At 41.0% G+C, this 21,424-nt stretch carries 21 protein-coding genes; 10 read left to right on the top strand and 11 right to left on the bottom strand.

Annotated features, from left to right (window positions below; translation table 11 throughout):
- Positions 1 to 19 precede the first annotated feature (19 nt).
- The 3 genes from hutX (at position 20) to BTN98_RS06495 (ending at position 1,791) form a co-directional block, all read left to right on the top strand.
- A complete protein-coding gene (gene hutX / locus BTN98_RS06505; RefSeq protein WP_060997501.1) occupies positions 20 to 541 on the top strand; it encodes a heme utilization cystosolic carrier protein HutX in 522 nt (173 codons plus the stop codon).
- Between the two features lie 82 nt (positions 542 to 623).
- Complete coding sequence (gene hutZ, locus BTN98_RS06500) at positions 624 to 1,181, top strand: heme utilization protein HutZ (protein ID WP_060997502.1); 558 nt, start codon at positions 624 to 626, stop codon at positions 1,179 to 1,181.
- Between the two features lie 214 nt (positions 1,182 to 1,395).
- Entirely contained in the window at positions 1,396 to 1,791 is a 396-nt protein-coding gene (locus BTN98_RS06495) for a hypothetical protein (protein WP_060997503.1), read from the top strand.
- A 101-nt stretch (positions 1,792 to 1,892) separates the two neighbouring features.
- On the opposite strand, the gene BTN98_RS06490 is transcribed toward BTN98_RS06495, so the two are convergent.
- On the bottom strand, positions 1,893 to 2,471 hold the full coding sequence (locus BTN98_RS06490) for a hypothetical protein (protein WP_060997504.1): 579 nt from the start codon (positions 2,469 to 2,471) through the stop codon (positions 1,893 to 1,895).
- 415 nt (positions 2,472 to 2,886) lie between these two features.
- Here BTN98_RS06490 and hypB point away from each other — a divergent pair, with 415 nt between their 5' ends.
- Genes hypB through BTN98_RS06465 form a run of 5 tightly spaced genes read left to right on the top strand, consistent with a single transcriptional unit; the run spans position 2,887 to position 6,356 of the window.
- Positions 2,887 to 3,621: a hydrogenase nickel incorporation protein HypB gene (gene hypB / locus BTN98_RS06485; protein WP_060997505.1), complete on the top strand. Its 735-nt coding sequence runs from the start codon at positions 2,887 to 2,889 to the stop codon at positions 3,619 to 3,621.
- A gap of 2 nt (positions 3,622 to 3,623) precedes the next feature.
- Positions 3,624 to 3,863 (top strand): HypC/HybG/HupF family hydrogenase formation chaperone, encoded by a 240-nt coding sequence (locus BTN98_RS06480; protein ID WP_060997506.1) that lies wholly within the window; start codon positions 3,624 to 3,626, stop codon positions 3,861 to 3,863.
- Entirely contained in the window at positions 3,860 to 4,981 is a 1,122-nt protein-coding gene (gene hypD, locus BTN98_RS06475; protein ID WP_060997507.1) for a hydrogenase formation protein HypD, read from the top strand. The genes BTN98_RS06480 and hypD overlap by 4 nt, the downstream gene beginning before the upstream one ends.
- A complete protein-coding gene (gene hypE, locus BTN98_RS06470) occupies positions 4,978 to 6,009 on the top strand; it encodes a hydrogenase expression/formation protein HypE (protein WP_060997508.1) in 1,032 nt (343 codons plus the stop codon). The genes hypD and hypE overlap by 4 nt, the downstream gene beginning before the upstream one ends.
- Positions 6,009 to 6,356: a hydrogenase maturation nickel metallochaperone HypA/HybF gene (locus BTN98_RS06465; RefSeq protein WP_060997509.1), complete on the top strand. Its 348-nt coding sequence runs from the start codon at positions 6,009 to 6,011 to the stop codon at positions 6,354 to 6,356. The genes hypE and BTN98_RS06465 overlap by 1 nt, the downstream gene beginning before the upstream one ends.
- Positions 6,357 to 6,489: 133 nt before the next feature.
- Here BTN98_RS06465 and BTN98_RS06460 read toward each other — a convergent pair whose 3' ends face one another.
- Positions 6,490 to 7,080, bottom strand: a complete 591-nt coding sequence (locus tag BTN98_RS06460) for an isochorismatase family protein (protein WP_060997510.1) — start codon at positions 7,078 to 7,080, stop codon at positions 6,490 to 6,492.
- Between the two features lie 17 nt (positions 7,081 to 7,097).
- Positions 7,098 to 7,910, bottom strand: a complete 813-nt coding sequence (locus BTN98_RS06455; RefSeq protein WP_060997511.1) for a pirin family protein — start codon at positions 7,908 to 7,910, stop codon at positions 7,098 to 7,100.
- A gap of 101 nt (positions 7,911 to 8,011) precedes the next feature.
- On the opposite strand from BTN98_RS06455, the gene BTN98_RS06450 reads away from it, so the two are divergent.
- Entirely contained in the window at positions 8,012 to 8,902 is an 891-nt protein-coding gene (locus BTN98_RS06450; protein ID WP_060997512.1) for a LysR family transcriptional regulator, read from the top strand.
- 150 nt (positions 8,903 to 9,052) lie between these two features.
- Here the strand turns inward: BTN98_RS06450 and BTN98_RS06445 are convergent, their stop codons facing one another.
- The 8 genes from BTN98_RS06445 to torC form a co-directional block, all read right to left on the bottom strand.
- Positions 9,053 to 10,795, bottom strand: a complete 1,743-nt coding sequence (locus tag BTN98_RS06445) for a Kae1-like domain-containing protein (protein WP_060997513.1) — start codon at positions 10,793 to 10,795, stop codon at positions 9,053 to 9,055.
- Entirely contained in the window at positions 10,792 to 11,337 is a 546-nt protein-coding gene (locus BTN98_RS06440) for a HyaD/HybD family hydrogenase maturation endopeptidase (RefSeq protein ID WP_060997514.1), read from the bottom strand. The genes BTN98_RS06445 and BTN98_RS06440 overlap by 4 nt, the downstream gene beginning before the upstream one ends.
- Positions 11,338 to 11,342: 5 nt before the next feature.
- Positions 11,343 to 12,089: a Ni/Fe-hydrogenase, b-type cytochrome subunit gene (gene cybH, locus BTN98_RS06435; protein ID WP_060997515.1), complete on the bottom strand. Its 747-nt coding sequence runs from the start codon at positions 12,087 to 12,089 to the stop codon at positions 11,343 to 11,345.
- Positions 12,090 to 12,102: 13 nt separating this feature from the next.
- Positions 12,103 to 13,806: a nickel-dependent hydrogenase large subunit gene (locus tag BTN98_RS06430; RefSeq protein ID WP_060997516.1), complete on the bottom strand. Its 1,704-nt coding sequence runs from the start codon at positions 13,804 to 13,806 to the stop codon at positions 12,103 to 12,105.
- Positions 13,807 to 13,809: 3 nt separating this feature from the next.
- Entirely contained in the window at positions 13,810 to 14,946 is a 1,137-nt protein-coding gene (locus BTN98_RS06425; protein ID WP_060997517.1) for a hydrogenase small subunit, read from the bottom strand.
- Positions 14,947 to 15,375: 429 nt separating this feature from the next.
- Positions 15,376 to 16,023, bottom strand: coding sequence for a molecular chaperone TorD (torD, locus tag BTN98_RS06420; RefSeq protein ID WP_060997518.1), 648 nt, complete (start codon positions 16,021 to 16,023; stop codon positions 15,376 to 15,378).
- 152 nt (positions 16,024 to 16,175) lie between these two features.
- Positions 16,176 to 18,704 (bottom strand): trimethylamine-N-oxide reductase TorA, encoded by a 2,529-nt coding sequence (gene torA / locus BTN98_RS06415; protein ID WP_060997519.1) that lies wholly within the window; start codon positions 18,702 to 18,704, stop codon positions 16,176 to 16,178.
- Between the two features lie 93 nt (positions 18,705 to 18,797).
- Entirely contained in the window at positions 18,798 to 19,964 is a 1,167-nt protein-coding gene (gene torC, locus BTN98_RS06410; protein ID WP_060997520.1) for a pentaheme c-type cytochrome TorC, read from the bottom strand.
- A gap of 199 nt (positions 19,965 to 20,163) precedes the next feature.
- On the opposite strand from torC, the gene torR reads away from it, so the two are divergent.
- Positions 20,164 to 20,877 (top strand): two-component system response regulator TorR, encoded by a 714-nt coding sequence (gene torR, locus BTN98_RS06405; RefSeq protein WP_005368225.1) that lies wholly within the window; start codon positions 20,164 to 20,166, stop codon positions 20,875 to 20,877.
- The last annotated feature ends 547 nt before the right edge of the window (positions 20,878 to 21,424 follow it).

Raw genomic sequence — 21,424 nt, 5'->3', positions numbered from 1 at the left:
TTAAATAAGGATGATAACTGTGTTTACTCGCTATTCTCAGACAGAATTAAAAACCAAGGTTACTGATATTCTGCAACAAAATGACAAATTGCATGCTGGCGCTATCGCTGAACAATTACAAGTTACAGAAGGCGAAGTGGTGCTATCGTTACCATCAGAGTTGGTTGTGCCGTTAGTTGGTCATTTAGCCCAATCTATTGTTGAAGCCTTACCGAGTTGGGGAGTTGTGACAACAATTGTACATTCAATGGGCTCTATTTTTGAAGTTAAAGCTCCTTTCCCTAAAGGCAAGTTCGCCCGTGGCTACTATAATTTAATGGGTAAAGATGGCGAACTACACGGCCATTTACGCTTAGATCTAGTTGAATATATCGCATTAGTCAGCAAGCCATTTATGGGTCAAGAGAGCTACTTTATTGGCTTTTTTGCAGCCAAAGGTGAATGTGTGTTTAAAGTTTATTTGGGAAGAGATAAACAGCGTAATTTATACCCTCACCAAATTGAAAAATTCCACCAGTTAAAGCTATTAGCGAATCAATAACCTTCGTCAGTTAAAAAATAATAACAACATACACAAATAGAAAATAAGTCAGCCCGAATTAAAATGGAAGAAGGGATATAAAATGAGTGAAGTAAAACAACAGCGCTTACAAAACCGCTTAGGGCCAGAGATTAAAGAATTTCGTGAAGCGTGTTTAACACTGCAACTTGCAACCGTCGATATGAATGGCAAACCCAATGTGAGTTATGCGCCGTTTGCATTACTTGATGATGGTTACTATGTATTAATTAGTCAAATTGCCAAACATGCGCGTAATTTACTAGAAAATCCGCAGGTCTCTTTGATGATGATTGAAGATGAAACTGCAGCGAAAACCTTGTATGCCCGTAAACGATTAACCTTTGAAGCTGATGTCAGTGTGGTTGATCGAAATTGCGAGGGTTGGACGTTAGCTGTTGCTGCTTTACGTCAACGTTTTGGTGAAATTATTGATGGATTGAGTGGCTTAGAAGATTTTGTTTTATTCCGTTTAGCGCCAACTCAGGGGTTATTTGTAAAAGGGTTTGGTAAAGCGTTTCAAGTCAGCGGTGATGATTTGGTAGATTTTGTGCACCTAGAACAAGGCCATCGCCGTATTAAAGATGGTTCAGAAATTGAAACACCCGATGAGAAATTATAAAACGTTTATTACTAACGACTAACTATCACTAGTTAACCTATCATGCCTGCTGTTTATCACAGGCATGTGTTCTTTTAGGGCGTTATAGCAGACTCTAGCGACAGTGGTTGTTGATAAGTTGATCCCGATCATCGTAATTTAGAGCGTAACTTGAACTTGGTAAAATACCTGTGATAATTAGGTTATTAATTGCTTAATTATTCGGATAAAAATGATGACGGAAGAATATAAAAAGGGTATTTGGTTTGCCTATATTGCCAGTTTTCTGACCCCATTTACTTTACTATTATCAGGTATTATCGCCATTATTTATGCGGGTTATAAACTCGATAAAGGCACTGATGAAGTAACTTATAGCCATTACTACACCATTATTCGTAGCTTCTTTTTGTTTTTAACCTTTTTTGTGGTGTTAGGTGTGTCGGCTGCAACAACAACAGGCATGATTGCAGGGGCTGAATATTGGGTTCATAGTGATATTTTGGCTAATATTTTAAATGTTCTGCCTTTCATTGGTGGTGCGATTGCGATTGTGGCGATAGTGGTGTGGTTTGCAAAAATTATTAACGGCATGCGATTGTTAAGTCAAAATCAAGCGGTGAAGTTGTAACTCTGGCAGCTTAAATACAATCAAATTAAATAGCACCAATAAAAAAGGATAATCAATTGATTATCCTTTTTTTACGGCAAAGAGAGTCATCTCAATGGCGATTATTTCTTAAATTGCATTACAAGTTGGTCTAGTTGCTTAAGCAGATCAGTTGTTTTTGGATCTTGCTTTTTCATTGCATTAATAACGTCATCTTGTACTTGCTTGTCTTGCTTGCTGATTGCAGGATCATTCAAGATAGTGAGTTGTTGCTTCTCAAGTGTAGTACGGATAGTAGTAAATTCTTTTACTAACTCAGTACGCTTGTCGTTAGAAATATCTTTCTTTGTCGCTTCAACTTGAATTTCTTGAGCACGTTTAATTAGCTTTTCAGGTTGGTAACCCAATGCTTTTACTTTATTGTTAAACGCTGTTTCGTAAGCTTTCATCTCAGTGATAAGTTGAGGGTTTGCTTTTAGTGTTTCTACACGAATAGCGGCAAGCTGTTGTTGGATTTTACCAATTTCGCCAGCTACATGCTGTTGTTCAGCTGTGATCTGGTGAGACGAGGCCATAGGCACAGTCGTTGGCGCATCTTTAGCCATTGCTACTGCTGGTGCTGCTGCAAACGCACAAGCTAAAGCGATAGGCGCTGCAACTTTAAGAAGTTTAGTTTTTAAGCCAGATGTTTTAGTCTGCATTATGGTTTCTCTTATGTTCAATGAATAACGTTTCTATTCAAGAAAGGGTGAGAGAGCATCGTTAGCGAGTCTCAGCATTATAATCTTGAAGTGCTTACGACATAACATACGCACACTAATCTACTGTTATGTCAGATCAGTGTCATTAAGCCTGAAGCTAAACTGAATAAAATAAGTTTGCATTTTATCAGTTAGTCGAAAAAGGAGATATATATATAATATCAATCTAATGATCCGTAAAATAAATTATCACACAAATTGCATTATTCTTTTAAAGCATAGATAATCAACGCTCATAATTCTCAGAATTTGAGTGTTTAATAACCTGAACTGAGTCCTATTTGATTTTGTCTAACGTTATCGATCTGTTTGACTAATTCGTTAGCTAAAATCCCCCCCCTCTGCTGGAGTTCATATGTGCCAAGATTGCGGTTGCTCATTACCGAGAGGTGATCATCATCACCATCAATTACAAGCTAATCCACAATTAAATGATAAAAAGACCTTATCAGTTATTCATAAAATTCTTGATAAGAATGACGTGGAAGCTGCTCATAATCGAGCACATTTTGAAGCACAAAATGTGACGGCATTTAATTTAATGAGCAGTCCTGGTAGCGGTAAAACCACATTACTTGAGCATTTGCACCAGCATACCGATCTTAAATATGCCGTGATTGAAGGTGACCTAGAAACCTCGCGTGATGCTGATCGTCTAAAAGCACACGGTATTGACGCTTACCAAATTCAAACAGGTTCAGCTTGTCACCTTGATGCCTTTATGGTGCATGGCGCATTACACCATGTTGATCTTAAAAATCTTGATATTTGCTTTGTTGAAAACGTAGGTAACTTGGTTTGTCCTGCAAGCTATGACGTGGGCACACATAAAAATATTGTCTTAGTTTCTGTTCCAGAAGGTGACGACAAAATAGAAAAATACCCAGTGATGTTCCGTCGTGCTGATTTAGTATTGATTACTAAGTGCGATTTACTGCCGTATTTTGACTTCAGCATTGAAGAAGCGAAAGCACAGCTTAAAAAGCTTAATCCTGAGGTACAAGTAATTACATTATCAACTAAAGACGCAGCAACATTTGCCCCTTTAGTTACTTGGTTAACGGCGAATCAACGCCCACAGGAAGCGTAATCATGTGTTTATCTATTCCTTCTCAAGTAGTTGAAGTTCACGAAGATAATACCGTTACTGTTGATACTATGGGTGTTAAGCGTCGCGTTAGTTGCCATTTATTAATGGATGAGCTGGTGGTAGGCGAGTATGTGTTGATTCACATTGGTTTTGTAATGAGCAAAATCGACGATAAAGATGCACAAGAAAGTCTTGAAATGTATCAATTTATTATGGATGAATCAGGGCCACTTCCAATATGAGTTTTGATCTAAAAAAACTGTATGAAGGCTTTCGTGATGCCGATACAGTTTTAAACTTAGCTGAACAAATTAAGCAGTTGGCGGTTGATTTACCCGAGCCTATGCAAGTAATGGAAGTGTGTGGTGGTCATACCCATACCATTATGAAGTTTGGGTTAAAGCAGCTATTACCTGATAATATTGATTTTATTCACGGCCCCGGTTGCCCAGTGTGCGTGATGCCCAAAGAGCGTATTGATCATGCCGCTGCATTAGCGAGTCAACCCAATGTTATTTTAGTGACGTTGGGCGATATGATCCGTGTGCCAGGTTCTAAAGGCAGTTTGGCACAATACCGTGCTCAAGGGTGTGATATTCGACCTATTTATGACCCACTTGATTGCTTAACGATTGCGATTGATAATCCTGATAAAGACGTGGTTTTCTTTGCGATTGGTTTTGAAACCTCAACGCCAATGACTGCCATTTTAATTGAATTGGCTGAACAGCGTCAGGTTAATAACCTCTACTTTCACATTAACCATGTGCTAGTACCACCTGCGATTGATGTGGTAATGGCAGATCCTGCGGTGAAGGTAAATGCGTTTATTGGTCCTTCGCACGTAAGTGTTATTGAAGGTGCTAAAATTTATCGCTCGGTAGTTGAAAAGTACCAAACCCCAGTCGTTGTAGCAGGCTTTGAGCCGGTTGATGTAATGGAATCTATTCTGCGTTTAACCAAGCAAAGAGTTGCGGGTGTGGCAGAACTTGATGTGCAATACACACGAGCGGTAACCGAAGAAGGTAATACTGTTGCTCAAGCTGCCGTAAAACGTTGTTTTGATATTCGAGATAGTTTCCGCTGGCGTGGTTTAGGCCCAATCGCTAATTCAGCGTTACAACTAAATGAAAAATACCGTCATCGTGATGCTGAAATTAAATTTGCACAAATTTTGCCAATGACACCGATTGATGATCATAAGGCTTGTCAGTGTGGTGATATTTTACGTGGTTTAGCAAAACCAAAAGATTGTAAAGTTTTTGGTCGTGGTTGTACGCCACAAACGCCACTTGGCAGTTGCATGGTGAGTTCAGAAGGTGCGTGTAATGCGTATTTCCGATACCGAGGTGTGAAATGAGTGAACAAGATTTTTCAGCATTATCGACCACAAAATCGATTCAACTAAGCCACGGTGGTGGTGGTCAGGAAATGAATAAGCTAATTAAAGGCTTATTCTTTAAAGCGTTTGATAATGCCATTCTGCGCAGCGAAGAAGATGCAGCAGTATTGACCCTTGAAGGTAAAACTGCCTTTACTACTGATTCATTTACGGTGTCACCGTTGTTTTTTGCTGGTGGTAACATTGGTAAATTAGCCATTGCAGGCACTGTGAATGATTTAGCGATGATGGGCGCACAACCGCAATATTTAAGTTGTAGTGTGATTATCGAAGAAGGGTTTGAAATCGGTAAGCTTAAAACCATCGTTGAAAGCATGGCCACCGAGTTAAGTATCTCTGGTGCTAAAATCGTTTGTGGCGATACCAAAGTCGTGCCCAAAGGGTGTGCTGACGGTATTTTTATTAATACCACTGGTGTTGGTAAAATTATTCAAAGCGGTATTTCAGTACGTAACCTTGCTGATGGTGATGCAATTATTGTGTCGCGTGATGTTGGTCGTCATGGCGCAGCTATTTTAATGGCACGTGAAGGCTTAACCCTTGAATCAGAGCTTATCAGTGACTGCAATACGCTATGGCCTGCAGTTGAGGCACTTATTGCTGCTGGGCTTGATATTCATGCAATGCGCGATGCAACCCGCGGTGGTTTATCGGCAGTATTAAACGAATGGGCACAAGCGTCTGATGTTGGCATCAATGTCGTTGAAGATGATGTACCGGTGAGTGAAGAAGTGCGCGGTCTATGTGAATTATATGGTTTTGAACCGTTTGATTTGGCCAACGAAGGCACTTTCATTATTGCACTGCCACAAGCGCAAGCACAACAGGCGTTAGCGGTACTTGAAGCCTTTGCAGCCTGTGAAAATGCAGCAGTGATAGGCTCGGTTAATAGTGATCATAGTGGTCGAGTTATTTTAACCAGCGGTTGGGGCAGTCGTCGTTATTTAGATCTTCCTCAAGGTGAATTACTACCGAGGATCTGTTAATGCACGAGTATTCCATTGTCGGCGCACTTATCGAACAATGCGAACAACATGCCCGTGATAACAATGCTGATAAAGTCACTCGAGTTGCGATTAAAGTCGGTATTTTAAGTGGGGTAGAGCCTGCGTTACTTGAAACTGCTTTTCAGACTTTTAAGCTTGAAGGTATTTGCCATGACGCTGAGTTTGAAATGAATATTCAGCCACTGGTGTTATCCTGCCTTGAATGTGGTCAAGAAACTATTCATAACGAACGCAGCATTATCTGTCAGCATTGTGGTAGTAATCATACCCATGTTTTGGATGGTGAAGACTTAATGCTAATGCAGCTTGAAGTCGAGCAAAGCTAAATCGCATAAGCAGCTATCATCACTAAGAAAGGCCATATCAGTTAATGCTGGTATGGCCTTTTTTGTCTCGTCATTTCCTACCGTGAATGCCCGCGAGGGCGATAGGGAATCTACTCTCCGCGCGTCCTAGACCCTATTGTTTTGATAGTATTTCTTCAAATAATACCGTCATTAATTTTTGACCATTTTCTGTGGTCCAATCTTGTGCTAATTCTGCAATTAATTGGTTAGTTGAAGTTAGTGTTACTCCATTTGATTCCATGCGGCGCAATGCGGTTTCATCCGCTAATGTCGTTGGCGATCCTGAGCCATCCACGACAACTTGTACTCGATAACCTTCTTGAACAGATGTAAGCGCAGGGTAAACAACGCAAACGTCAGTGGTTATACCTGCAATGATTAAGTTTTTACGGCCTGTTGCAGCAACAGCTTTAGCAAAATTTGGATCTTTCATTGCATCGACAATACCTGCTCTTTGAATGCGTAATGCATACGCTTCAGGTACGGCTTGTTGCAACTCATCAAATAATAACCCTTGGACATTACTTTCTTGGCTAGAGGTTAAAATTAGAGGCATTCTTGTCTCTTTTGCAGCACGCGCTAAGGCTAATGTATTACGTTTAATTTGCTCCAAATCAGCAGAATGAACCCATCCCATAGTGCCCACTTGATGATCAATGAGAAGCATTGCACTGTTTTCTGGTGTGAATAGTGTGTTTGTCATAGTGGTGTTCCTTATTATTATTTCATCATTGTTTTAAGAAGTTGCGCAATATTTTGCTGGCCAATTTGGGCATTTTCGTAACTCGTGTGGACCGATGGCCCTGTGGGTAAAATCGGTTGTGCTAAAGAAGCCGCTGACACAAAAATAAATTCACTATTATCCGTTTCAGCGATGATCTCTAACATCGCAGCATTATCAATGGTGATTAATTGTTGGGTTGCGACACGCTCGCCAGATATTGAGATGCCACCTTTTAGTACATATATAAAGCGTGAATCCTGCTCTGGTGTCGGCGCATAACGCCAGTTGGCACCTCTGGCTGATAACGTTATATGATAATAGTTCATATCAATAATATGGCTAATTGGACTTTTGATCCCGGCGTATTCACCAACCAATATTTTCGTCGATGTATTTAGCTCTTTGATAATAGGTAGATTTTCGCTAGATACACCTTGATAGCGGGCTTCACCCATTTCGATGTTTTTGGGCAAAGCAGTCCAAAGTTGAAATGCCTCAAAGTGACCGTCTTGTGAGGTTAATGTTTCTTTATGCAGCGCGCCTGCACCCGCTACTAATAGTTGAACACTGCCTGTTGGTAATTTAGTAACGTTACCTTGTGAGTCTTGATGGGTGAGATCGGCATGAATAACATAAGTAATGGCAGCAATACCTGAATGGCCATGAAAATCGAATCCAGCTTCCGTTTGGGTCGAATTCAATTGGAAATGATCCCACATCACAAAAGGATTTAATTGCTGCATATTATCTTGTCGAATAAAGCTGTTTATTGGCCCATGACGCAGACCAGTATAGTTTGATTTAATCACGATAAACTCCTTCTGTTTGATGGAATAAGTGTATGCTTTAATCGAATGCTTTATTAGATGGTATAATTAAATTTATTTATCCCATATTTGTTGGCAATTGAATGATTGATTTAAACGAGATTAAGATCTTTGCAACTGTTGTTGAGATGAACAGCTTTGTTGATGCTGGCAAAAAGTTAGCCATGCCATCAACCACCGTTAGCCGCAAAGTTCAGCAATTAGAAACAGCGTTAGGGGTACGGTTATTAAATCGCAGCACCCGTAAATTATCGTTAACTAATTTAGGTGAAATTTATTACCAACAGGTGAAGCCTTTTTTGTATGCTATGGAAGAGGCAAATCAATCGCTACAACAGAGTCAGCAAATACCTGATGGCTTAATTCGTATAACAGCCCCGTTTGATTTCTCTGTTTATTATTTACAGTCAGTGATTAACGATTTTCTCGATAGTTATCCAACAGTGAAGATAGAACTGATCGTCAATGACAATCTACTGGACATGATTGATCACAACGTCGATATTGCTTTTCGTTCCGGTGAGCTTGCAACACCAACATTGATAGCGAGAAAAATACTGCGTAAGCAAATCATCTATTGCGCCAGTAAAAGCTATATCTCACACTATGGCGCACCTCAATCACCGAGTGACTTAATCGATCATAATTGTATTTTATGGCAGCAATCTGAAGCCAAGCAATATTGGACATTTGCGTATGAAAATGGCTTAAAAGAATTCCCAGTTAAAGGCCGTTTTGCTGCAGACAATACCCATTTACACATTACTGCAGTGCGTGAGGGCAGAGGCATTGCACGGTTACCTGAAGGGTTAGTTGAACAATATATTGATAGCGGGGAACTGATACCGATTTTATCTGAATATAGTCATGAATCAGGAAATATGTATATGGTGTATCCATCTCATCGCCTACAACCACAAACCACCCGCTTGTTTATTGATTATGTGATGGATACTTTTCATGGGTATCTGTAATGCTCAAACACGCGGTGAGTAGATCACGGATAGCTTCGTTCCTCAACTTCCGAGATGACGAATAATAGGCTGTGTTATTTCAACAAAACTCCTACAAAAAAGCCCCATCACTAACAGCAATGGGGCTATTTAATTCAATAAGATAAAACCTTAACGGCGACGCATTTTCAAGAACAATGCACCAGCGCTTAAGTTACTGCCATCAAGTTCTAATTTACGGTTTGCAACGATAGGGAAGTTCTTACCGACGCGTAAGCAAATACGATCTGCCAGCACTTCATTAGCGAAATCACTACCAGCAAGGGTTACGGCTTTAATACCTGTGGTTTCGTCCATACGCTCAATCCAATTAGCGATATAGTCCGCTAGAGAGTCCATAATGCCAAAGGCAAGTTTGTCGTAATCAACTTCATCAACCACGAGACAGAAACTCATTAAACTACCGACCATTTTTGCCCAATCAATCGTGCGTTTACCATCGACCATATCTAATGAGAAATCGACGCGGTGGCCTTTATTATCGGCATTTTGCAGTGATTTGGCGATCAGAGCATCATTAAGATATTGAACGTTATCTTGACTTGATTTAGATAAGCCTAGGATGGTTGCAGCAAGGGCAAATAAACCTGACAGATGATCATTACACTCATTTAAAATTAACTTATTAAGTGCGTTGTAGCTAACAGGAATTTGATGCTTAAATTTAGCTAATACTTCAGCTTGCTCACCCGCAGCCAGTGCAGCGATCATTTCTGAACCTGAATGTGGCAGAGTAGGCATAACTAAGAAGGTATCAGTACGGGTGAACTTATCTTGGCTAACAATTTCACCTGCGGCATGGCGACCAAAATAAATAGCAGCACTATGACGGCCAACACCTGATTCCAGCATACCGCCGTGCAGAGCACAAATAGGCAATGCATGCTCAGGAGCATCGTTGGTGTGATTAGGTTGGTAATCAAACCGAATTCGACGCTTGCTCCAATAGGCATTAAGGCCATTGATGCAGGCTTGGTCGTGTAACGGTTCAACAGATTTAAATGGTACTAATGGATGAATAACAGGATCACTACATACCTGACTCCAACCTTTATTGATTCGAGCTACTAGCGGTTGCAGGTGATTGGTTTCAATATGTAAATAATCAATACCACGCACGCGCAGCATTTCAGTTAATACCGTTAAGATACGATTGTAACTAAAGCATAGATCATACAAGGGTTGATCAAGCTGACCATGATGTTGCTTAGGACGTACGGTTACGCGTGGTTTTTCTAAGCTTGATAACGCTAACACATGCTGTGATGGCACAATAAAATGCATCGGCACATTGTTCGGGTTACAAATAATCACTTGTTGACGTTGACGGTGAGCTGCAGCAATTGGGCCGCGGCTTAAATGAAACTCATGCTGGTGGTTATTTGCTAGTGGTAAGCTAAAACTCACATGGCCAGTGCTAATGATGCTATCTGCCCATTGTTGAATTTGTTGACGATCGATAGAGGCTTCCACCGATGTTTCACCATGACAATGTGAGCAGGCAATAGAAATTTCACCAAATAACTCAGATTGATTATCACCTAATGCTGGTTCGCAATAGCTGCAAAATGGCAAATGATGCGGTGAGGTAATTAAAGGAACTACACGACCTTCACGATGGCGAATTTCTTTAATTGAAGAGTCGATTAACCAAATAGACAATAGAAAGTCTTTAGCTATTTGATCGGCTAATGCTTCAAGTTGGGGTTGAGTGCCAACCGCTTCAATTAAGTAACGGTTTTTATCATAACCAATGGTGATTTCTAACGTTTGGTTAGCGAGATAATCATTACATAATTGGGCGTAAAAAGGCACAGGGCGTGAACAGGTAAAAGAAAATTGAATTAATTTCATTGTTCAACGCCTCGCTTATAAGCTGTTGGAATCAAGCTGTTTATATCGATGTTATTAACTTTTTCACAGTGGATATTAAATTCGGATAGGTGACGAAGTAATGCTGTTTCCATTACTGGAATCGCAGCATTAATTTTAGAGGTTAGCCCCATATGCATAGGTTCTAATACCGTTGGTGTTACGCCAAGAACATAAGTTTTTGGGCGATCGCCAACCAAATCCATCATAATAAGTGTTTGCAGCATCTCAACTTCGTGAGCACTACCTTGCCAATCAATTTCGGCAGGGGCTTTGTCGAAGTCAAAGAAGTACACTTCGCCAGCATCCACATCAGCAGCGTTAACAGTATCAACCACAATTAAATGATCATATTGGGTTAACGTTGGAATAAGACAATGCGCTAGCGTCCCGCCATCAATAAGATCAATCTGATGGTCAGGGTGCGTAAAGCGGTAGTTTTCAGTGAGATAATTGACGAAATGTACGCCGACTCCTTCGTCGGCGTACAAGACATTGCCAATACCAAGCAGCAATATCTTCATTTGCGCTAGTGGCCTTTATTTTTTGAATGACTATTGTGGTGAGCATGATGCTGAACCGGATCATTACCCTCATGTTCATCTTTAACATGAACAGGGTGATAGTCGAAACCGGACATAATGGCATCAGCAGAACCGTTACGGAAACGGATCCCTGTCCAAATCACCATATATACGTGGATCAATACAAAAATAATGAATGCCCAAGTAATATAATGGTGCCATTTACGTACTTCATCTAACCCGCCCATCGCATAAGCGACCCATTGAGCTGGTTCCCACATCATGCCACCAATACCTAAGTGGTATACATTAGCATATAGCGTTAAGCCAGTCACACACATGAAGATTGCAGCGATAGAAATACCTGCATAAACCATAAGTTGCAACGGACCATAAGCACCATGGTGAGGTGCATTACCCATCCAAAAATAGGCTTTAATTTGTTGAACCCAGCTTTTCGGGCTAATAATATCTTGCACCGAGCGCCGTTCAACATTACTGCGACTGAAGAAGAACAGATAAACACGAATCAGCGTCACAGCTATTAAAATAAAGCCTAACACTTCATGTGCTAATCGAATCCAACCTTGTTCAAGGACATTGGTACTGCCTGGAGCAACCAAAAATGGCCATGCAATATAAAAGCCGGTGATCACCAGACCAAAAATTGCAAACGCACGTAACCAGTGACATAAACGGATAACGAATGAAAATACATAGGATCGTTTATACAACACGGTATCTGTTGACATGATAAATCCTTAGTTACATTGCCTGAGCTGGAATACGGAACTCACTTAATGATTGGCCTTTGTAATCCATTACGTGTACTGAACACGCCATGCAAGGGTCAAACGAGTGAATCACACGTAATACTTCTAATGGTTTTTTCGGATCTTCAAGTTGTAGGCCAACTAAAGATGCTTCGTATGGCCCGATTTTACCGTTACCATCAATTGGACCTGCGTTCCATGTTGTTGGTACTACTGCTTGGTAGTTTTCAACTTTAGCGTCTTTTATACGTAACCAGTGACTTAAGAAACCACGTGGTGCTTCAATGATACCCACACCTTTATATTCTTTATTTGGATCAATGGTTGGTTCAATGTAAGTGGTTTGGTCTGAATTGAGGTTAGTTACCATCGATTCAAATGTCTCTAAACCATGACGAGTGATGGTAAGTGCATGCAGCATACGGGCAGCAGTACGACCAAGAGTGGTAAATAATGCCGCAGCAGGTAAACCTGTTTGCTGTAAGAATTCGTTCACTATTGATGTAACACGAGTGTTACCTTTAGCATAGTTAACTACCATTGTTGCTAGTGGGCCAACTTCAACTGGTTCACCATTGTAACGTGGTGATTTAACCCAAGAGTATTTACCTGCTTCATTGATTGTTGGGCGTTTACCGACAATAGTGTCACGCTCAATAAACGGTGTATGTTCAGGAATCGTTGTGCCATCGTATGGGTGTTGCGGTTGATTAGCGTCATACCAAGAGTGAGTCACATCTTCAGCAATCATATTAAGATCAATAGCTTCTGCTTTAGATAAATCTTTATTGCGAATAACACCACTTTCAAAAAGATGATCATCAGGATTTAGCAAAATAGATTCGCTACACATGAAGGTATCAACGTTACAGCCACCTAATACACTTGGCTCTTTAGCATAAGCTGCGGCAGCCATTTTAATATCGGCTTGGTAGACACGCTCAATGAACTCAGCAACATGAACATACTTTTGCTTAAATTCTTGCAGGCGAGCAGGGTCTAGCATGTCACGTACACAGGTTACACCACCAACAACAATTGATTGTGGGTGCGGGTTTTTACCACCCCAAATAGCCATTGCTTCTGCTGCAACCCGCTGAACTTCTAGCGCTTTAAGGTAATGACTTAAACCAATAAGGTTTTGTTCTGGTGTGAATTTATAGGTTTTATTACCCCAATAAGCATTGGCGAATGGCCCTAACTTACCGGTGTTAACTAAACCTTGCACTTTCTCTTGTGCTGCACGTAAATCACCTTCACCAGCTGCCATTGGCGTAGCGGAGTACTTCATCGCTTCAACAGCGGCTTTTGCTGGATCAGCACTTAATGCAGATACAATATCTATCCAATCTAAGCCATGTAGAATATAGAAGTGAACAATGTGGTCATGCATTTGCAGAGTAGTAAGAATTAAACTACGAATATATTTCGCATTAAGCGGCACTTGTGCATTAATCGCATCTTCTACTGCTAATGTGCCGCAAAGGTAGTGTGATGATGTACATACACCACAAATACGTTGTATAAGCAGGCCCACATCATAGGGTGTGCGGCCTTTCAGAATAATCTCAAGACCACGGAACAGGGTAGATGATGCCCATGCCTTGTTGATTACATTATTAGCATCAAGTTCAACTTCGATGCGTAAGTGGCCTTCGATACGAGTAATGGGATCGATTACGACGCGCTTGCTCATGAATTATTCCTCGACTTTCTTAGCAAAAATACTACTCACTGCATGGGCACCAATACCCACCGCAGTAACACCTAAAATAACAGCACCAATGGTATCGGCCGTGGCATCTAGACCATGCACTGGTTGGCGACTTAATGGCTTTTCAAAATCAGCCATGTCATCCCAGAAATCAGGCTCTGAACAACCGATGCAACCATGACCTGCAAGTACTGGCCAGCTAGTGTGAGCGTTAAAACGTTCTGTTGGACAGTTGTTATAGGTGTAAGGGCCTTTACAACCCATCTTGAATAAGCAGTAACCTTTTTTGGCATTATCATCGCCAAACTCTGTTACGAACTCACCGGCATCAAAGTGACCACGACGCTCACAGTTATCATGAACACGTGCACCATAAGCCCACTTAGGACGATTAAACATATCTAATGCAGGTAGGCGACCAAACATGATGTAGTACATTAATGTACCAGTAATATTGGCAGGGTTAGGTGGACAGCCAGCGACATTGATAACAGGACGATCAATCACAGCACCAACACTTTTCGCGCCAGTAGGGTTAGGGCGCGCTGCTTGTACACCACCATAAGATGAACATGTACCGACACAAATAACGGCAGCGGCATCTGCAGCAACGCGTTTAATTAGCGATAAACCTGTTTCTGCTTGGCTACCTAAGGTTAGGAAAGTACCGTTGTTTGCTGTAGGGACTGCACCTTCAGCAGCAAGCAGGTATTTGCCTTTGTAAGCTTTCATGGCGTTATCAAGGTTTTCTTCTGCTTGATCGCCGGCTGCTGCCATCAGTACTTCTTGGTATTCAAGCGAAACATGCTCAAATAATAACGCACTAATATCAGGCGTAGTGCTACGTACTAATGATTCAGAACAACCAGTACATTCAGCCAAGCTCAACCAGATAAGTGGTACACGATCTGAAAGCTCAGCAGCTTCTGCAACCATGGTACTAAAAGGTAGGGGTAGTGCCAGCAATGAAGTGATGGTTGCACTCCAGATCATGAAGTCACGACGAGTAATGCCATTTTTTTCTAATTTTTTTTGGAAAGATCCCTCACGAAGAGGTTTCGTTTTTCGAAGCTCAGCAAGACGTTTCTGGCCGAGTTCAAAAAGGGCTGCATGCGAGTCCATCTATCAACCTTTTTAGCTATGAATAAATATACGTTATTGGTATTGCCTTGTGATTTTATGATTTAAATAAATACAATTATTTGATCTGAATCAGATTTTAAAATTTTGTATGACAATATAAAAAATCAAAAATGAGGCTATGCATAAAACAGAAAACGGTAATGAGAAAGACTATTATTTTAATATGTTATAATGAATATTAATGATTTAAGTGCATGATAATAAATAACTTGTTATTTTTAGCACAAAGAGCGTGATGATCTGTGTAATGCGTAGTTATGCAAGATAAAATGGCATTAAAATATAAATCTTTTGAAGGGATAATTTGGCACTAGCTAAAATGAGAAATTTTTAGATATCGCGTATAAAAAACGCCCTTATTAGGAGTAATAAGAGCGTTAAAAGTCTATTGTTTTTGGCTAAAAAGCGTTATTCACCCGCAAGAAATTTCTTATCTAGCATACAGAATGCAAGCAGTAGATTTGCCGCCGCGGCATAGAAGCCAAATTGATCATGTCGGTGACATTCTTTAACAAATAACGGTAACCAGTTTAGTAGCATGGTATCGATGAATGATAACTGTGACTGCATTAATGCTTCACGTTGTTCTTCTGTTTGCTGTTGGTTACCCATGATGATTAGATTACCCATGAAGTCTAATTCAATCGCAAGGTGATCCGCTGGCTCATTAAAGTCTTTACGCTGTGTAATATCAAAAGAGGCCATCAGCTCATGCATTTCTTGAGCAGGTTTATCGTTTAATAAACCCGTCGTGCCAACATACATTGATGCGTAAGGTAGCGCACCTGATTTAGGCGTACTTAAAAATAAACCACAAAAATCCGCAGCAAGTTCTAGTTGTTCGTCATTGCGAGCATGCGATTTTTTAATGGCAGCACGAAAGCTATCTACTGGTGCTTTTAATTCTTCTGTCATACCAAGACCAGACAGAAACGTATACATCTCACCGCCATGGTATTCATGTAAATCTGCATCAGTTAATTCGCGAGCGAACAGTGATGACATCCACCAGTAGATTTCAGCACGTTGTTCGTTGAATGCGATAAATTCTTGCATGGTCACTCCAGACATAAAACATATTCAAATAAAGCAATTAGGCAGAGTATACCTAAGGGTTATTAGAATAGGTTCTAAAAAATGAAATAAAGGCGATGAAATTATTGTTCATCGCCTTTATAGGTTAATTTACTACGCTAACAACGGATTAATTACTTATCCATTGCAGGGAATAGTGGGTCGATACCTTCTTCGTAGATAGGACCGTTAAAGCCTGTTACTGCATGAATAGGGCCAGTATATTTCTCAATCTGAACCAGTGCAGCTGCCGCAGATGTTGCTTGTGCTAGGCTTGAACTACCGATGTCTTCAGTCAGTACGTTAGGATCGCCGTAAGTACAGATAGTGCCAGCTTTACCGCCTTCTAATGGGCTGTACCATGCACCTTCTTGCAGACGACAAACACCAGGTAGGTAATCGTCAGTCACAACAGCACCTGCCATTACTTGACCACGGTCGTTGAAAACACGCACGATATCACCAGATTGAATACCACGTGCTTTTGCATCTTCAGTGTTGATGAAGATAGGCTCACGGTCAGCTACAGCATAAGTTGCACGGAAATCCGTTGACGAACATAGCTGTGAGTGTAGGCGATCTTTCGGGTGCGTACTTTGCATGTTAATCGGGAAACGATCAGAGCGAGGACCACCGTGGCTACGTTCTGTTTTCTCGAACCACATTGGGTGACCTTGACAGTCGTTGTAACCCATATCTGCAATTGTCTTACAGTAAATTTCAATCAAACCTGATGCTGTACCTAATGGCTCAAGATCCGGTTCTTTACGGAATGATTCGTGACGGATCCACTCTTTACCAGCAGGGAATTCAATGAAGCCTTCACCATCCCAGAATTTCTTGAAGTTAGGCATACGAACACCTAGACCACGACCTTGTAAACGCGCGCCGTTGTAGATTTCTTCAATCCACTCCATTTGCGTTTTACCACCAGTAAATGCTTCTTCGCGGTTATAGCGAGAACATAGTTCACTGAAGATTTCAAAGTCATCTCGAGACTCAAACATTGGTTCAACAATCTTACGCAGAGCAATAATACCGGCATTAGAGTGGTTACCGTACTGCTCGATATCGTTACGCTCGTAAGTGGTTGTTGCAGGTAATACGATATCTGCAAAACGACACGTCGCTGTCCATTGGTGATCAATCGATACAACAGTTTGTAGTTTAGTCCACGCCTTGATCATTTTGTTACGATCTTGGTGGTGACCAAATGGGTTGTTACCACTGAAAATAGCCATCTTCATAAATGGATATTTGAGCTTCTGACCGTTGTAATCGATAGTCTTGCCTGGGTTATCAATACAGTCAACAAAACGTGCAACTGGAATGAAAGTAGAGTAACCGTTGTATGAACCGCTATGAATTGGGTCAACACCTGTTACACCACTAAAGCCAGACATTAGTGGACCGTTAGAGGTAATTGAACCCGCATCATTGTAGTGCCAGCCAAAGCCAAAACCACCGCCTGGTAGACCGATTTGGCCCAGCATTGCAGCAAGAACAACCAACATCCAAGCATACTGCTCGCCGTGTTGCATTCGCTGTAGACACCAGCCACCAATAATCTGAGTACGGCCTTTAGCCATTGTGCGAGCAAGAGCGCGAATATCATCAGCTTTGATACCACAAATCTTTTCTGCCCACTCAGGATTTTTAATAACGCCGTCTGTTTCGCCCAATACGTAAGGCATAAACTTATCAAGACCCGTTGTGTAATCAGCAACGAATTCTTTGTTGTATAAGTTTTCAGTGTATAGCGTGTGTGCAATCGCCAGCATTAATGGTACGTCAGTCTGTGGGTTAACACGGATCTGCTCACCACCAACGGCTTTTTGAGTGCAAGAAACCACAGGATCGACGTAGATCACTTTGATTTCTTTGTTCTTCACTTTCTCTGCAAGTTGCTCATAGTATTGGTATGGGCTGTGGTCTGGTACTAACCAACCCACTTGCAGGTTTTTAATTGGGTCAGAGGCCCACATCACGATAGTGTCAGTGTGTTCAAGCACTAGTGGCCATGATGTTTGTTGTTCGTAAACTTCCATTGCACCAGCAACGTAAGGAAGAATTACTTGTGCAGCACCAGTAGAGTAGTCACCCATTTTTCCTAGTGTTGTACCGTGAAGGCTAACACCACGCTTCATCATGGTACCTGCGTTATGCAGTTTACCTACTGACTGCCAACCTGTATGACCAGCGTAAAGTGCGCTTGGACCAAAGTTGTCCTGTACGCGCTCCATTTCATGGTATAGGAAGTCTAATGCTTGCGACCATGGCACACGTACAAAGCGGTTATTACCACGTTGGGTTGTATCTGACTTGTAGCCTTGCTTTAGCCAATCGATACGAATCATTGGGTACTTAACACGTGCAGGGTTATAAACCACTTCACGTACCGCTTTGATCATATCGGTTGGGTTTTTGTCTTTTTCAAACGGTGTTGTTTCAGTCCATACACCATTTACAACTTTAGCGCGGAAAGCACCCCAGTGAGAACCTGATAGAACGTCACCAGAGAAGGCTGCTTTCACTTCATCAGCTGCCATCGCTTTACGAGGTGCTAGCAGGCTAGTGCCAACAACTGATGCAGCACTTGCTACAGCAAGGCCAGAAAGAAAGCGGCGGCGTGAGATGCCAGTTTTATTAGTTTGAGTCGCCATAGTTGGAGAATCCTTAAACTTTAATTTTTATCGATGGGGCGGGGATAGTTATTATCGCCCGCCTATCATTTAATCGTTTATTGGAGCGCTGGATTAATGCGCGCCAGCACCACCTGTATCGCTGCCGTGGTTCTGAAGATATTTAAGTAGTGTACGTTCTTCAGTCTTAGTCAGACGGTAGTAAGAGCTCATGGCTTTCAGACTTGCGATCCAGCCATTTGCAGTAAAATGGCCTGGGTCTGGCGCCGCGTGACAAGCGTTACATGTAGACGCGTACATATCTTCTGCGTAGTTCCAGATTGGTTTGATACTATCAATCATGTCTGATTTAGTTACCCAACCTTGAACACTGATGTTTTGCCATACAATGTTAGTTGCAGGGTCAGTTTCTTCTTTAATGATTTTCTCGTTCGCTTTGATTTCGCCACGAATAGTTGCCTTAAAGACACGTTTACCCATGTACTCAGTCATTACGCGACCTTTACCTGCTTTTTCTAACCAGCCGTTTACTTCAACTTTTAGCATGTCGCCTTTACGTTCAAGTACAGTAACTTCTGAAGCAGGAAGTAATTTACCTTCTGATTTACCTTTTGGATCATCAGTTGCAAAGATATCTTTTTCACCTAGAGAGTAAAGCTTCTCGGCTGTTGCACCTTGAGAGGTTGCTTCAGCTTGTAGGTTTTGGAAATCTTTCTGGAAACCGCCAGCCATGTTTGGTAATTCGTGTGCAATACCTTTGTGACACTCAATACAGTTCATGTCTTTTGCTGCTGCATCAGTCATTGCCGCTGCTGCTTCAGGTGATTGCTTAGCGTGATCCATTGCTGAATAGTTATGGCAACTCTTACATGTGCTTGAGTTTTGTTTTTCCATACGCTTCCAAACCATCTGAGCTAGCTCTAAGCGGTGCTCTTCAAATTTTTCAGGAGTGTCGATTTTCTTAGTAATAAACTGGTTATATACATCTTTTGATGCCATTAACTTTGTTTCTACCATACCAACTAAATCTTTCGGTTGGTGACAGTCAACACAATCAGCACGTACGCCAGAAGCATTTTTGAAGTGTACCGATTGGGTATATTCTTCGTAGTTTTGCTTCATGGTATGACAACCAACACAAAACTCATTGGTTGATGCGTATTCAAAACCTTTGTGAACAGCAAAAATACCACTAACGGCGATACCAATACCAACAAGTACAAGAGCAAGGATTGAGTACTTGCTACTTGGTTTTGTCAACATCTGCCAAATTTTCTTCATCTTGAAAGATTCCATTTAAAAAGAATGCACACCGTAGGGTACGGTGACGGTTAAAATTTTATGGGGTAATCTTATTGTCACGATATGAATAAGGTTAACGCAACGAATGAATAGCAAAGGCATAGTTATGACAAATTGTGAATGGTCTTAGTTTGTGCTACCGTTCAGTTAGAAAGCCAAAAACTAAAAAGAGAACGACATGACCCATCACGTACTTGTTGTAGAAGATGAAATTGTTACCCGCACAAAATTGGTTGGGTATTTTGAGAACGAAGGATACAAGGTAAGCCAAGCAGACAGTGGTGCGCAGATGCGCGAGATAATGGCAACGGAAAAAATTGACCTTGTAATGCTAGATATTAACCTGCCAGGTGAAGATGGTTTAATGCTAACTCGTGAGCTGCGTAGCCGTTCTGAAGTAGGCATTATTTTGGTGACTGGACGTACTGATAGTATCGATAGAATTGTCGGGTTAGAGATGGGCGCAGACGACTATGTAACCAAGCCTTTTGAACTGCGTGAATTGCTTGTTCGAGTTAAAAACTTGTTATGGCGCATGACGTTAGTCGAAAAAGCGCGTGATGAAACCATGGTCGAAATGCAGGAAGATAACATCATTCGTTTTGGCGAGTGGCAGTTTGATATTAACAAGCGCGCACTGACTCATAACGGTCTTCCTGTGAAGCTAACTAAAGCAGAATATGAGCTGTTAGTTGCCTTCTCATCACACCCTAATGTAGTGCTTAGTCGTGAGCGTATTTTGAACATGTTGAGCCATCGAGTTGAAGCGCCAAATGACAGAACAATCGATGTTTTAATCCGTCGTATGCGTTCGAAAATGGAACTTGACCCGAAGAATCCACAAATTTTCGTTACCGTTCACGGTGAAGGTTATATGTTTGCTGGTGACTAATTTATACCGACATTGAGTGACTATTGTCGAGTTGTTAACAAATATTTATGACATAAATTGACATAAAAATGCCCTATTTAAAGCAAATAGGGCATTTTTTTGGCTTCAGTTGTTGTGTTTTTTGATTTAAATCAATATTTTGTGAGATATTTTTTTGGGTCAAAAAGGAACAAAATGGAGTATTGAGAATTATTATTAATTGCAACGTGTTTTTGTAACAACTTGGAAATAATATTAATCATTTTTAGTATCAGTTGCTAAGCAATCAAATAACAGCGCCATAAAAAAATGAAATCTTATGAACATGCATTTTGAGCAATATTTCCTTGAAAAATCGATTTTACCCAAAAAGCACTTTTTAAGTGGGTAATTGAATGAATATAAACAAGGGTAAACGGGACTATTTTATGGCGCTATTCATACTATAAACATCCACTGTTCATAGTTAGATCGCGAGTTATTCATAAGATAGTCATATATTGAATACCGTTTACCATTCAGTTTAATGAGAGAAATGGGCAAAAAAATGCGAGATAAGCTAAATATT

It is taken from the genome of Photobacterium aquimaris (assembly GCF_002954455.1).
In the GTDB taxonomy this organism is placed as follows: domain Bacteria; phylum Pseudomonadota; class Gammaproteobacteria; order Enterobacterales; family Vibrionaceae; genus Photobacterium; species Photobacterium aquimaris.
Note: the sequence above shows the minus strand (reverse complement) of the source record. Positions and strands in the feature narration are given on the sequence as shown.

What these genes read in the sequence shown, in the direction of transcription:
- hutZ (WP_060997502.1), top strand. Translation starts at nt 624, where the DNA reads ATGAGTGAAGTAAAACAACAGCGCTTACAAAACCGCTTAGGGCCAGAG.
- BTN98_RS06495 (WP_060997503.1), top strand. Translation starts at nt 1,396, where the DNA reads ATGACGGAAGAATATAAAAAGGGTATTTGGTTTGCCTATATTGCCAGT.
- BTN98_RS06490 (WP_060997504.1), bottom strand. Translation starts at nt 2,471, where the DNA reads ATGCAGACTAAAACATCTGGCTTAAAAACTAAACTTCTTAAAGTTGCA.
- hypB (WP_060997505.1), top strand. Translation starts at nt 2,887, where the DNA reads ATGTGCCAAGATTGCGGTTGCTCATTACCGAGAGGTGATCATCATCAC.
- BTN98_RS06480 (WP_060997506.1), top strand. Translation starts at nt 3,624, where the DNA reads ATGTGTTTATCTATTCCTTCTCAAGTAGTTGAAGTTCACGAAGATAAT.
- hypD (WP_060997507.1), top strand. Translation starts at nt 3,860, where the DNA reads ATGAGTTTTGATCTAAAAAAACTGTATGAAGGCTTTCGTGATGCCGAT.
- hypE (WP_060997508.1), top strand. Translation starts at nt 4,978, where the DNA reads ATGAGTGAACAAGATTTTTCAGCATTATCGACCACAAAATCGATTCAA.
- BTN98_RS06465 (WP_060997509.1), top strand. Translation starts at nt 6,009, where the DNA reads ATGCACGAGTATTCCATTGTCGGCGCACTTATCGAACAATGCGAACAA.
- BTN98_RS06460 (WP_060997510.1), bottom strand. Translation starts at nt 7,080, where the DNA reads ATGACAAACACACTATTCACACCAGAAAACAGTGCAATGCTTCTCATT.
- BTN98_RS06450 (WP_060997512.1), top strand. Translation starts at nt 8,012, where the DNA reads ATGATTGATTTAAACGAGATTAAGATCTTTGCAACTGTTGTTGAGATG.
- BTN98_RS06445 (WP_060997513.1), bottom strand. Translation starts at nt 10,795, where the DNA reads ATGAAATTAATTCAATTTTCTTTTACCTGTTCACGCCCTGTGCCTTTT.
- BTN98_RS06440 (WP_060997514.1), bottom strand. Translation starts at nt 11,337, where the DNA reads ATGAAGATATTGCTGCTTGGTATTGGCAATGTCTTGTACGCCGACGAA.
- cybH (WP_060997515.1), bottom strand. Translation starts at nt 12,089, where the DNA reads ATGTCAACAGATACCGTGTTGTATAAACGATCCTATGTATTTTCATTC.
- BTN98_RS06430 (WP_060997516.1), bottom strand. Translation starts at nt 13,806, where the DNA reads ATGAGCAAGCGCGTCGTAATCGATCCCATTACTCGTATCGAAGGCCAC.
- BTN98_RS06425 (WP_060997517.1), bottom strand. Translation starts at nt 14,946, where the DNA reads ATGGACTCGCATGCAGCCCTTTTTGAACTCGGCCAGAAACGTCTTGCT.
- torD (WP_060997518.1), bottom strand. Translation starts at nt 16,023, where the DNA reads ATGCAAGAATTTATCGCATTCAACGAACAACGTGCTGAAATCTACTGG.
- torA (WP_060997519.1), bottom strand. Translation starts at nt 18,704, where the DNA reads ATGGCGACTCAAACTAATAAAACTGGCATCTCACGCCGCCGCTTTCTT.
- torC (WP_060997520.1), bottom strand. Translation starts at nt 19,964, where the DNA reads ATGAAGAAAATTTGGCAGATGTTGACAAAACCAAGTAGCAAGTACTCA.
- torR (WP_005368225.1), top strand. Translation starts at nt 20,164, where the DNA reads ATGACCCATCACGTACTTGTTGTAGAAGATGAAATTGTTACCCGCACA.